We start from the raw sequence: 12,240 nt of genomic DNA, 5'->3' as shown, positions 1-12,240 counted from the left end.
TTGATTTGCCGTTGCTCGGCAAGGCAGGAACTATACGCCTCATGGCAGTTGGTCGGGTAACAGCGGGGTACTACGTGCGGCGTCCAAACAAAAAAAGAGGCCCGAATGGGCCTCTTTTAAAATGCGGGGTTTTGGAAAAGGCATCAGCTTTTGGAGGCTGGTGTCTTTTTCGCAGCGGTCGTTTTGCTTGTCGATTTTGCCGTCGTGGACCGCGAACGGGTTGCCGGTTTTGCAGCTGGTTTCGCCGCACTGGCGGTTTCAGCACCTTCGATGATATGAAGGTCGCGTTGCGGGAACGGGATTGAGAATCCGGCGGCTTCGAGTTCCGTTTTAGACTTGCGGGTCAGATCAAAGAAGGCCGGCCAGAATTCACTGGTGGCGACCCAGCCGCGCGCGGTCAGATCCACCGAGCTTTCACCGAGATTGGCGACAAAGCTCATCGGTTCCGGATCCTTGAGGACGCGTTGATCGGATGCGACAAGATTTGTCAGGAATTCGAGTGCTGCATCAACATCATCGTCATAGGAAATACCGACCTTGATATCGAGACGACGCGTCGGGTTGCGCGAATAGTTTTTGATCGCGCTGTTCCAGATTTGCGAGTTCGGGGCGGAGATAAACACACCGTCCGGAGTCTTGAGAAGGGTGGTGAACAAGGTGATCTCGACAACCGTGCCGGAAACAGAGCCGGCTTCAACAAATTCATCAATTTTGAGCGGGCGCAGGATCAGGATCATGACGCCAGCAGCAATGTTTGACAGCGTGCCTTGCAGGGCCAGGCCAATTGCCAGACCGGCAGCACCGAGAACAGCGATGATGCTGGTTGTTTCAACGCCGAAGTTCGCCAGGACAGCGATGATGACAAAGACCAGAATGGCATAGCGCACAACGCTTGCTGCCAGCGGCTTGAGAGTCGCATCAACAAATTTGGCGTTCTTCAGGGAATGGCGCACCAGAGCCGCAGCCCGACCGGCGATCCACCAGCCCACGAGGAGTATGAGGACTGCGCCAAGAAGGTCGAGGCCAAAGCCCAACGCAAATCCCTTTAGCATTTCTGTGATGGTCGCTACATCGGTTTCAATCATCTGAACCTCGTTCGCTCCGTTTCATAATTGTGTTGATTGCCAATCATACTTCTGTATGAGAGACTTAGCATTACAGGTTTGGGTGCGCTTGAAAAGTACGATGCGATACCCGATTTCTTGCATGTGTATGGAACAAGTCATTCTTTCGTTCGTTAAAGACCATAATATCACCATCATTGGTGTTAAGTTATTATCTGAAGAACAACCTAAAGACAGGGGTAAGACATGCAGATCCGTCCGAAAATTCTTTTTGCTCTTGGTGGCGTAGCGCTTCTGAGTGCGTGTAGCACTGTAGATAACAGCGGCACCGCTGTTCCTTATGGTGGTAACCCGTTCACCTATAGCAGCTCGGTTTCTTCTGCGCTTTCTTCGCAGGAACCGACCACCGACTTCGGCAAGGCGCTGAAAACCGAATATCTTGCTTATGCGCAGCGCGAAGCTGACGAGTGGTATGACTACTTTGATGCTGACTTCTTTGCCAAGAAAGCCGGCCGTGTAACCGGAGACACCATCGTTCTTCCGGAAGATCCGGCGAACTGGCGTTTCGACGACGAAGAAATTGCACAGAAACGTGCCGTTCGTGACGAACTCCTTGCCCTTCTTGATGATGGCAAGCGTGAAGAAAAGCCGGCAATCGCCGCTGTTGCCCAGGCCCGCTATGACTGCTGGGTTGAGGAAAGCGAAGAAGGTTGGCAGACCGAGCTGATCAGCCAGTGCTGGAAAGACTTCGAAGCTGCAATGGCTGAACTGCGCGCTGTAGAGCCGGAGCCGATGGCTGCACCGGTTGCTGCTGCCGAGCCGCGTCTCTTCACCATCTTCTTCGATTTTGACAGCGTTGCGATCACGCCGGTTTCCGAGCGTGTTCTTGATGCCGCTGCTGAGCAGTGGGCGACCTCGATGGGTGACATCACCGTTGTTGGTCACACCGACTCCTCGGGTTCGGCTGCCTATAACCTTGGTCTGTCCGAGCGTCGTGCATCGGCTGCCCTTGGTGAGCTGACCGGTCGTGGTGTCAAAGGTGACATGATCGAAAGCGAAGCCGTTGGTGAAGGCGATCTTCTGATCCCGACTCCGGATGGTGTTCGTGAGCCGCGTAACCGTCGTGTGACGATTTCGGTCGACTAATCACCGACATTTACCAAATCTTTGGCAACGAGGTGGCATAATGCCACCTCGTTGTTTTTATATGTGCTTTTGACGCTTCGGCGATTTTTCGCGGAAACAGGTGTTGAATTTGGGATCAATCTGAATAATCTCTGGATTGTAATCCTGAAGTTAAGTGAGAGGCGGGGACATATGCTAAAGGCCATCAAGACGGTCTTTTCGCAGCGCTCGGGGGGCGTTGCTCTTGCAGTTGCGACACTGGCGGTCATGACCACCGCCTTCTTGCCGACAGCGCGTGCGGCAGACAAAACACCCATCGTTCCGTTCGAACGTTATTTTGCCGACCTGCGTGGTGATGGAAAAACCCTGCGCTTCAATGCGTTCTCGGGTGAGATTCCGGGCAAGCGGATCAAGGAACTTCTGCGGTCCGGTCAGGTGATCGGCGATCGCATCCTTCTGTCCGAAGACGTCGCAGTTTATTTCCCGGACGGGTATATCGTTCAGTCCCAGGCGAATTTCGCGAAATATGTGCCGAAAATCGGCGTGAAGCCAAGCACGGTGGAAACGCGTGAGGACCTGGTTGAAAATCCGCGCTATGCGCTGGTCGAACGGTTTGACACCATCCTTGGTCACGAATGCGCACGTACCGAATATGCCAACGGCTTTGCCGCCCTTCGCATCAAGCCGGACGGGGTGATGTCGCTGGTGCTTGAAACGGCAGGGCATTTTGATGCGCTTGTTGACGAACACACCACGGCCTACACCGTGACCAGTGCTGTGCAGCCGGTCTTTATGGGCAATCAGGGCCTTGTGCCAGATCTGATGGCGCAGTGCCGTCGCAGCTAAGCGCTTTGCAGGATATCGAATTAAAAATGGCACCGGATCATCCGGTGCCTTTTTTGTTGGCTAATAAGGATGCAGGCCCTAGGACAGGCGCGGCAGTTCAATCGCCGGACAGCGATCCATGACCGCGATCATGCCATTGTCGATCGCCTTGGCACAGGCATCAGGATTGATCACGCCAAGCTGCATCCACACCGATTTGGCACCAATCGCAATCGCATCATCGACCACGCCGGCTGCATCGTCGCTATTGCGGAAGATATCGACCATATCGACGGGTCCTGCGATATCGGATAACTGCGCAACAACCGGCTGGCCGTGGATGGTGCCGCCCGCCTGACCGGGATTGACCGGAATGACGGTGTAGCCATGATCGAGCAGGAACTTCATCACCCGGTTGGACGGGCGTTCCGGCTTGGGGCTGGCGCCGACAAGGGCGATGGTTTTGGTTGTCTCAAGCAGGGATTTGATTTCCGGGTCGGTGGGATTTTGAAATTCGGCCATTCGGTTTCATCCGCTTTCGGTGATCAGTACGTATGAATGTTATATGGTCTGGACCTTCCTGCAACTTTGATATGCGTCATCGGCTTTTTTGCCGGGCAGGAGCAGGGGGGCAGGCCACTCGCGGAAAGTTGATGGCAGTTTAGGTGACGCGGATGGCCAGATACGCTTTGACTAAAGGACTGCTAAACCTAACAGGTTCGAATCGAATGTATCCATGGCTTGATCCGTCCGGACGGTTTTCATTTTTCAAACTGGCTGTCTTTGTCGCCCTTGTGGTGCCGGGCATTGTTTTGCTGTGGCCGGTGGTGGCCGAGGGCGGGGCGACGATACCGGTCAAGGAAGCCATTCTTGAAAGTGGTGAATGGACGATCCGCATTTTGCTGATCACGCTTCTGGTGACACCGCTTCGCCGTATTACCCGGTTTTCCAAGCTTGTTCAGGTCCGGCGACAGATCGGGGTGGCGGCATTTTGTTATGTGATGATCCATTTCGGGCTTTATGCCATCAGCCAGAACCTTGATGTCACCCGCATTGCCAGCGAGATCGTGCTGCGGATTTACCTGACGATCGGATTTGTCGCCCTGGTCGGTTTGGCCGTTTTGACCGCGACATCGACCAAGTCGGCCATGCGCCGGCTGGGGGCGAAATGGGCGCGCCTGCACAAGCTGGTCTATCCGATTGCGGTGCTGGGTGTGGTGCATTTCTTTTTGCAGTCAAAAATCGATGTCAGCGAAGCAACCCTGATGGCCGGGATGTTTGTTGGTTTGATGCTTTATCGCTTTGCCCATTGGCGGGGCTGGTCGCTGCGCTCTGTCGTGACTTTGTCTTTGATTGCAGTCGTGTCCGGGCTGGCTACGGCCGGGATTGAATATGCCTGGTACGCGCTTGCGACCGGTATTCCGGCGGACCGGGTTGTGGCAGCCAATCTCGAATGGATGTGGCCATTGCGCCCGGCCTGGAATGTGTTGCTGGCGGGCATGCTGGTGACAGCAACACTTCCATTTGGCAAGGACGGGATCGCACGCGTGAAAATCGGCAATCTGTTCGGGATGGTTCTTAGACCGCAGCACTCGCGCGGCGGGTAAGGGCGGTCAGCAAGCCAGCCCCGATCATCACCCCGCCGCCAACGCGGGTCAGGCGACGCAGGGCGGATGGATGGCGGAACCGTTCGCGCAAGGCACTGGCCATTACGGCCCAGATCGCAACATTGACTGCGGCCAGCGTGACGAAGGTCGCGGTCATGATGATGAATTGCGGTAAAACCGGATCGCCGGCGGTCACGAACTGCGGCACAAAGGCGATGAAAAACACGATGCCCTTGGGGTTGAGTGCGGTCACGACATAGGCCTGCAGGAACATGCGCGAGGGCCGGTTGCGTTTGGCATCGGGGTTGTCATGCAGCGCTTCGGGCTTTTCGCGCCACATCTTGATCCCGAGATAGATCAGATACGCAGCCCCGCCGAGCTTGAGCACGGTAAAGGCTTCTGCGGAGGCGGCCAAAAGTGCACCAGCCCCGGCAAGCGAGATCGTCATGGCGGTCAGATCACCCAGCGCAACCCCCGGAACAGTCGCCCATGCGGTTTGTTTGCCCTTGCCCAGTGCGTAGCTGACGACAAGCATAATGGTCGGGCCGGGAATGGCCAGAACAACAGCACAGGCAAATGCAAAGGCAAGCCAGATTTCAAACGACATGGGACGGACTCCATACTGAGGTATCTGCGCCCAGAATGCGGCATTCCGAGTTGTTTGCAAATACCATCATGAATTAAATCACAGACAGAAAGCGGATTATTCGTGGCGCCAGCTTGGATGGCGCTTTTCGACAAAGGCACCGATCCCTTCGCGGGCATCGTGCTTTTGCATATTGGCGGTCATCACATCGGATGCATAGGAATAAGCCTGTGTTAAGGGCATTTCGACCTGTTTGTAGAAGGCCTGCTTGCCCAAACGCACGGTCATACCCGACCGTGCGGCGATTCCGGCGGCCAATGCGTTGGTGTGATCTTCAAGTTCGTCATCTGATGCCACGTCAGATACCAGTCCCATGGAAAAGGCGGTTTCGGCATTGATCGGATCACCGGTCAAAAGCATGCGCATGGCATGTTTGCGCGCGATATTGCGGCTCAATGCGACCATCGGCGTGGAACAGAACAGACCGATATTCACACCGGGTGTTGCGAATTTGGCGGTGCTGGCGGCAACCGCCAGATCGCAACTTGCGACCAGTTGGCAGCCCGCAGCCGTTGCCATGCCGCGCACACGGGCAATCACCGGCTGCGGCAGGCTGACAATCGTCATCATCAGTTCGCTGCATTGATTGAACAGGGCGGCGTGCTGATCACATTCGGTGATGCCACTCATTTCCTTGAGATCGTGACCGGCACAAAAAACCGGGCCTTCTGCCGCAAGGATGACGCACCGAATATCATTTTCAGTGGCGATCTGTTCAAACGCGTTTTGCAGGGCGGTCATCATCGCACCGGAAAGCGCATTGCGACGCGTTGGATTGTTCATCGTCACGGTGACAAACCCGTCATGGTCTGTACGTGTGACAAGCGGGCTGTCGGTTGCGGCATCGGTCATCGTGTTCCTCCCAGCGAACTGTTTGAATGTGATGTATTTTTGATTTTTATATCACGGTAACTCGTAGTAGAATTGCACGTAACGGGTTAAAAATAAAACCCTAGGGGTCGAGCGCATTCACATGACTGACCGGGACGATCATGTGGATGCGCTTGGCCCTTGGAGATGTGCCGAATTTCTGGTGTTTGTGCCTGATTTATAAAATGCATTCGGCAAGTGGTTGTGGATGAGTGAAAACATACCCCGTCGGCGCGGAAAAGCACCGGGTCGTTTTTTACCGACCCGTAAAGTCCGTGAAGGCGTCAAGCTGACAAAACCTGTGCGAGAAACGCCTATCAAGCGGTTTGATCGCAAGGACATGATGGAACGCGACCTTGAACGGTATCGCGCCGAAGCGCGTGCGCGCCTTCTGGAAAGAGGCTTTGATATTCCGGCCTTTCTGATGCCCAAGCCGAAAGTTGATCCTGATGACGAGGATGGTGATCAGAATCCTGATCCCGTCATCGAGCAGGAAGTAACCCCGCCTGCCATGGTGGGGCCAAAGCCGTCCCCGCTTATCAGCAGTGCGAAACTTGCCAGCACCAAAAACGAACATGCCGCGACCGGCCCGAAGACCAAACCGCGCCGCCATGTCTATGTGCAGAACAAGACAAGCGGGCTGGTATCGATGTTCCTGCCCAAGGAAGACCAGCAGGCCTTTACGTCATCAGATAGATCACATGCAGCCCAGGCTGCCGCGCAGGCAAAGGACCCTGCGGCCCATGCGGCGGCCCAAAAGGCGGCCATTGCCGAAGAACGCAGCGCGTATGAGGAATATGTTGAAAGCCTGAATGGCGGGAAGACATTGCTTGATGGCATGCGTGAGGGCGAGGGCGGCAATACCCAGAATGACATTTCCGGTCGGGTTGATGACCTTAAAGAGGCCGAGGTGCGCAAGTCGCGCATCAATCTGCCAGACAGTGAATCGAACTGGGCCGTTGAAGATGACCTTGATGCCAAGCGACAGGCGATCTTGCAGAAGCAGGGAAAGTCATCAGGTGCATCAAAGGGAAAATCATCGAAAGGCCGCAAGCAGGCTGGTGAGCCGGTCAGTCTGAACAAGATGTTGGCGCGCCTTGCGGCCTATATGATTGCGGCTGTGGCGGTCGGCTATGTTCTTGTCCTGACGGTCAACGAGTTTTCATCAATCATCGGCCGGTAACACAAATACCCAACTATTGCCGAACGGTTGCCTTAATCCCCATATATCAGGAAGGCAATCAATCATGTGACGCCAAAGGCCTTTGGGCTGGCGTTGCATAAAAAGAAGGATAAGGTCCGGGGAAGACAGAGCAGATTTATCCGAGGCGGGGGGGCGCCGCGATCAGGGCCTGTTGAGCAGGTGTCAGGATCACGGTGGAAAATGAGAGTTCACCCTTGTTGCAGGAGCCAGCGAGTGACGCTGTGAAATCGCCATGATGTATGACGAAACCGGTCAGGAAGACCGACAGCCTGTATATTTGCCCGAAAACCGCCATCACTGGGCATCCAATGACGAAGTCGACAAGCCGGTGCGTGATCTTTCGCGCGGGCCGGTACGCGCCCGGTTCAAGCGCCCGGCAGATGAAGCGTCGCCGATATCGATCAGCACATGGATGAAAGAAAACCTGCCGACAATCGGGGCAACCGCGATTGCGGGCATCGTGATCCTGTGTGTGGTGGTGGCGATTTATACGGATGTGGCTGGAATTGTGACCCGATAGGGGAGGCCGACGTGTACATCTGACGTCACGCGAATACGCAAATTATTGACGTTAACGTAAACGTTATGTCAGGCTATCTTTCTGAAACAATAAATGCTGCATAAAGCAGCCTCAGAGGGAGGCCAACCAGCCATGAACAGTTCCGCAACGCCAACCGGTGTGACGCCGGCTGATTTTGACGCCATCATGCGTGAAAAGGTGCCGTTTGTCGGCGATATGGGGGTGGTCACCGAAAGTCTGTCAGAAGATACCGCAGTCCTGCGCTTGCCATTCAATGAGCGCTATCTGCGTCCGGGCAATGTGGTGACAGGGCCTGCGATCTTTGCTTTGGCGGATATTGCGCTTTATGCGGTTGCCTGGCTTGTGGCACCCAAGGCGGAGCTGGCCGTCACGACAGAGGCGACCGTGCATTTCCTGTCTGGCGCGAAGCCGGGCGATCTGATTGCAGAGGCCAAAATACTCAAGGCGGGCAGGCGGCTTTTGATCGCGGAATGCCATATTCGATCCGCAGTTGATGACAGCCTGTGTGCGCATGTGGTCGGGACATATGCCATGCCACCGGCTGAAAAATAATGCGATATTGTGTGGTAAAATAATACCGCGTCGCATAAGTCATTGATTTAATGTAAAATATTCCTGTTGTTTTCCTGTTGAATGCTGGCATAATGCGCCGACTTTCAACGAGGGAACAATCCCTCCGTGGAACCCAGTTTTCGAGTATAGAAATAATGAAAACCTTCACTGCGACACCGAGCGACATCGAGCGCAAATGGTTCGTGGTCGACGCAGAAGACGTCGTCCTTGGCCGCCTTGCAGCCGTTGTTGCCAACCGTCTTCGTGGTAAACACAAAGCGATGTTTACCCCGCACATGGACTGTGGCGATCACATCGTCATCGTCAATGCCGAAAAAGTCAAACTGACTGGCCGTAAACTTCAGAACAAGAAGTTCTACTGGCACACCGGTTACCCGGGCGGCATCAAAGAACGCACCATGGACAAGCTCCTGAACGGTGAGCACCCGGAACGCGTGATCATCAAAGCTGTTGAGCGCATGATGACCCGTGGCCCGCTGCGCAGCCAGGTTCTTTCCAAACTGCACGTCTATGCTGGTACCGAGCATCCGCATGAAGCTCAGAAGCCGGAAGTCCTCGACGTAGCGGCTATGAACGAAAAGAACAAGCGGAGTGCTAAATAATGGCCGACACCAAAACTCTTGAAGATCTCAAGGATCTGGCACAGGGCGGCGAAGTTGCTGCAGCTGCAGAAGGCACCCTGCCGGAGCCGAAGATCGACGCACAGGGCCGTTCCTATGCAACCGGCCGTCGTAAGAACGCAATTGCACGTGTCTGGATCAAACCGGGCTCGGGCAAAGTCACCGTCAATGGCCGTGAGTTCGAAGATTACTTCGCACGCCCGGTTCTGCGCATGGTGATCAACCAGCCGTTCGGCGCAACCGATCGTAAAGATCAGTTCGACGTTGTCTGCACCGTAACCGGTGGCGGTCTTTCCGGTCAGGCCGGTGCCGTTCGTCACGGTATCTCCCGTGCACTGACCATGTTCGAGCCGGCACTGCGTTCGTCACTTAAAGCTGGTGGGTTCCTCACCCGTGACTCGCGTGCAGTTGAACGTAAAAAATACGGTCGCGCCAAAGCTCGTCGTAGCTTCCAGTTCTCGAAACGTTAATTCGTTTTCGGGCAACAGGCTCGCGATACTGTTTGGAAAAGCGTCACCTTCGGGTGGCGCTTTTTCTTTTTGTGGTTGGGTTGGTGAAACCAATAAAAAAGCGGCGTCTTCAAAACGAAGGACGCCGCTTTTGTTTGATGCAGAGCCGTGTCGTTGGCGTTACTGCCAGCGGTCTGAGAAATCGCGCGGGATCATCAGGATATCGCGATCGACCTTGGTCACATCCGTATGGCCGCAAAGCGCCATGGAGACTTCGAGTTCCTTGTGAATGATCTCCAGCGTCTTGGTGACGCCAGCTTCGCCCATTGCGCCCAGGCCATAGACATAAGCACGGCCGATATAGGTGCCCTTGGCACCAAGGGCCAAGGCCTTCAGCACGTCCTGACCAGAGCGGATGCCGCTATCAAGGTGGACTTCGATCTTGTCCCCGACGGCGTCCATGATGGCCGGCAGTGCGCGGATGGAAGACAGGGCGCCATCAAGCTGGCGACCGCCATGGTTGGAAACGATGATGGCATCGGCGCCGACATTGAGGGCTTCGAGGGCATCGCGCGGATCAATGATTCCCTTGATGATCAGCGGGCCATCCCACATCTTGCGGAATTCACGAATGCGGTCCCAGTCCAGGGACACGTCGAATGCTTCGGCCGTCCAGGTGGTCAGCGATGACGCGTCGGCAACCCCCTTGGCGTGGCCGACAATATTGCCAAAGAAGCGACGTTTGGTGCCAAGCATGCCAAGGCCCCATTGCACCTTGATCATCATGTCGGCGACGGATTTGACCGTCAGCTTGGGCGGGGCGGAGAGGCCGTTTTTCAAATCCTTGTGGCGCTGGCCCAGCATCTGAAGGTCTACGGTGATGACCGCGGCCGAGCAGTTGGCCGCTTTGGCGCGGTCAAACAGGCGCTTCATGAAGTCATCGTCTTTGAGGGTATAAACCTGCAGCCAGAAGGGTTTGGATGTGTTTTCAGCGACGTCTTCGATCGAGCAGATCGACATGGTCGACAGCGTATAGGGAACGCCGAACTTTTCAGCTGCGCGGGCGGCCTTGATCTCGCCGTCAGCGCTTTGCATGCCGGTCAGTCCGACCGGGGCAAGGGCGACAGGCATGGAGACATCCTGACCGATCATCTGGCTTTTGGTGGTGCGCCCGGCCATGTCGATTGCGACGCGTTGACGCAGGTGAATGTCCTGAAAGTCGGTGGTGTTTTCACGGAATGTCTGCTCGGTCCAGCTTCCGGATTCTGCGTAGTCGTAAAACATGCGCGGTGTGCGCCGTTTATAGATACGTTTCAGGTCTTCGACGCAGGTAATCACTGGCATGAGGTCAACTCCGAATAAAGGGCGCTTGGTAATGGTAATACCAGTTTCCGAGGTTATCGCAAATCGAATTGAAAATCAGCTTCTGACTTGCGGTTTTCACATGCTGGAATGCGGGAGAGGGTGTTGGCGACAAAGAATTTTAAAAAGAGGGATCGAAATTTCCAGAGGGTGTGATAAGAACAAACCCCTGACGAGATAATTTCAAAATTCAAGGTGTGATCCGATGGTTGGAACAATGCGACGAGTTTTCAAAACATAACTGTTTGAACCTCTGTTGGATGACCTTGCGATATGTGAAGGGCCGCTAATGGAGCGGTCTTTTTTTTGTGCCAATTTCATAGCTTGGCCATGAGCCCATCCCCAATGAAAGGGACCCCCGATATGCAGTACAGAAAGCTGCACGACGCCGATTTCGATGCCGCAACCGCATTCCTTGCCAACCATGCCGCGACCTGCATGGTGCTGCGTGGGAACCTGCGAGCTGCCGGTATCGAGCGACGTCGTCATCCGCTTTCTGGAAACTGGTTCGGGGAAGTGGCCAGCGATGGTTCCATCAGCGCGATCATCGCGCAGTTTGCCAATGGCAATGTCTTTGTCGAGGCCGGGGATCAGCCCGTGATCCCGAAGGCGCTGACAGAGTCGTTCGTTGCCGATCCGCTCAAGCCGGTGGCCGGCGTGTTTGGTGGTGCCGATCCCGCACAGGATATGCTGTGTCAGCTTGGGTTAAAGGATGCGTCCTTTGCGATAAATGCATCGGATGTGCTCTACGAGCTTGATCTTGCCAACCTGATCGTGCCGCAAAACGCCCGGGCCGATGATTTCCAGATGGTCGATGCCGAAAAGATCGAACGCAACACGTTGCTGCGCTGGCTGCGCGCCTATGAGATCGAGGCATTGGGTGCGGCAGACACGCCCAGCCTTGATAGCAAGATCGCTTCACGGCTTGTCCATGCGCTGGACGGGCGAACAATGTGGGGCCTGATCGTTGATGGCAAGGCTGTGTCGCTTTCCGGCTTCAACGCAACCCTGCCCGATATGGTGCAAGTCGGCCCGGTCTGGACCCCGCCCGAGGAACGCTCAAACGGCTATGCCCGCATCCTGGTCGGCAAAACCCTGCTTGCCGTGCGGGCAAGGGGCGTTAAACGTGCCATCCTGTCAACGGATAGTGAACCAGCAGCCAAGGCCTATGAGGCGCTTGGGTTTGAAAAGGTCGGGCGGTATCGGTTGGCACTTTTGCAAGCAGCTTAATGTGCAAATTCTTTTGGCAACCTCCTTGGCGCCCAGTCTCGCAAGCAGTCAGGCATTTAGCCGAACTCGATTTAGATGGTGATGCTAATTCGGCTAAGGAATCGTTTTTTATGAGCCGAATTAG

Annotated in this window: 14 protein-coding genes; 9 read left to right on the top strand and 5 right to left on the bottom strand. The window is 55.2% G+C overall.

The genetic code is table 11. The features are described 5' to 3' along the window. Positions 1-143 precede the first annotated feature (143 nt). Positions 144-1,085: a mechanosensitive ion channel family protein gene (locus tag ACXAF0_RS19415; RefSeq protein ID WP_475347475.1), complete on the bottom strand. Its 942-nt coding sequence runs from the start codon at positions 1,083-1,085 to the stop codon at positions 144-146. 225 nt (positions 1,086-1,310) lie between these two features. Here ACXAF0_RS19415 and ACXAF0_RS19410 point away from each other — a divergent pair, with 225 nt between their 5' ends. Both ACXAF0_RS19410 and ACXAF0_RS19405 read left to right on the top strand, forming a co-directional pair. Then, positions 1,311-2,210, top strand: a complete 900-nt coding sequence (locus tag ACXAF0_RS19410) for an OmpA family protein (RefSeq protein ID WP_475347474.1) — start codon at positions 1,311-1,313, stop codon at positions 2,208-2,210. A 171-nt stretch (positions 2,211-2,381) separates the two neighbouring features. Continuing rightward, the gene (locus ACXAF0_RS19405; protein ID WP_475347473.1) at positions 2,382-3,035 is read left to right on the top strand and encodes a hypothetical protein; all 654 of its coding nucleotides are present in this window, start codon (positions 2,382-2,384) and stop codon (positions 3,033-3,035) included. A gap of 78 nt (positions 3,036-3,113) precedes the next feature. On the opposite strand, the gene ACXAF0_RS19400 is transcribed toward ACXAF0_RS19405, so the two are convergent. Then, a complete protein-coding gene (locus tag ACXAF0_RS19400; protein WP_475347472.1) occupies positions 3,114-3,536 on the bottom strand; it encodes a CoA-binding protein in 423 nt (140 codons plus the stop codon). Positions 3,537-3,742: 206 nt separating this feature from the next. Here ACXAF0_RS19400 and ACXAF0_RS19395 point away from each other — a divergent pair, with 206 nt between their 5' ends. Further along, complete coding sequence (locus tag ACXAF0_RS19395) at positions 3,743-4,621, top strand: protein-methionine-sulfoxide reductase heme-binding subunit MsrQ (protein ID WP_475347471.1); 879 nt, start codon at positions 3,743-3,745, stop codon at positions 4,619-4,621. Here ACXAF0_RS19395 and ACXAF0_RS19390 read toward each other — a convergent pair. Continuing rightward, a complete protein-coding gene (locus tag ACXAF0_RS19390) occupies positions 4,593-5,228 on the bottom strand; it encodes a LysE family translocator (RefSeq protein WP_475347470.1) in 636 nt (211 codons plus the stop codon). The two genes, ACXAF0_RS19395 and ACXAF0_RS19390, sit on opposite strands and share 29 nt — an antisense overlap. Before the next feature lie 96 nt (positions 5,229-5,324). Then, positions 5,325-6,119, bottom strand: coding sequence for an enoyl-CoA hydratase (locus ACXAF0_RS19385; protein WP_475347469.1), 795 nt, complete (start codon positions 6,117-6,119; stop codon positions 5,325-5,327). A gap of 319 nt (positions 6,120-6,438) precedes the next feature. Between ACXAF0_RS19385 and ACXAF0_RS19380 the strand changes: the two genes are divergently transcribed. From ACXAF0_RS19380 to rpsI, 5 genes are all read left to right on the top strand, one after another. After that, positions 6,439-7,320 (top strand): hypothetical protein, encoded by an 882-nt coding sequence (locus ACXAF0_RS19380; protein WP_475347468.1) that lies wholly within the window; start codon positions 6,439-6,441, stop codon positions 7,318-7,320. Between the two features lie 253 nt (positions 7,321-7,573). Beyond that, positions 7,574-7,861, top strand: a complete 288-nt coding sequence (locus ACXAF0_RS19375) for a hypothetical protein (protein WP_475347467.1) — start codon at positions 7,574-7,576, stop codon at positions 7,859-7,861. 132 nt (positions 7,862-7,993) lie between these two features. Then, entirely contained in the window at positions 7,994-8,434 is a 441-nt protein-coding gene (locus ACXAF0_RS19370; protein WP_475347466.1) for a PaaI family thioesterase, read from the top strand. A 155-nt stretch (positions 8,435-8,589) separates the two neighbouring features. Continuing rightward, positions 8,590-9,057 (top strand): 50S ribosomal protein L13, encoded by a 468-nt coding sequence (rplM, locus tag ACXAF0_RS19365; RefSeq protein WP_062955298.1) that lies wholly within the window; start codon positions 8,590-8,592, stop codon positions 9,055-9,057. After that, on the top strand, positions 9,054-9,545 hold the full coding sequence (gene rpsI, locus ACXAF0_RS19360; RefSeq protein ID WP_475347501.1) for a 30S ribosomal protein S9: 492 nt from the start codon (positions 9,054-9,056) through the stop codon (positions 9,543-9,545). Before rplM ends, rpsI begins: the two co-directional genes overlap by 4 nt. A 159-nt stretch (positions 9,546-9,704) precedes the next feature. Here the strand turns inward: rpsI and ACXAF0_RS19355 are convergent, their stop codons facing one another. Beyond that, positions 9,705-10,868, bottom strand: a complete 1,164-nt coding sequence (locus ACXAF0_RS19355) for an alpha-hydroxy acid oxidase (protein ID WP_475347465.1) — start codon at positions 10,866-10,868, stop codon at positions 9,705-9,707. 381 nt (positions 10,869-11,249) lie between these two features. Here ACXAF0_RS19355 and ACXAF0_RS19350 point away from each other — a divergent pair, with 381 nt between their 5' ends. Next, entirely contained in the window at positions 11,250-12,116 is an 867-nt protein-coding gene (locus ACXAF0_RS19350; protein WP_475347464.1) for a GNAT family N-acetyltransferase, read from the top strand. Positions 12,117-12,240 lie beyond the last annotated feature (124 nt).

This window comes from Thalassospira sp. ABD4_177 (assembly GCF_056160125.1).
Note: the sequence above shows the minus strand (reverse complement) of the source record. Positions and strands in the feature narration are given on the sequence as shown.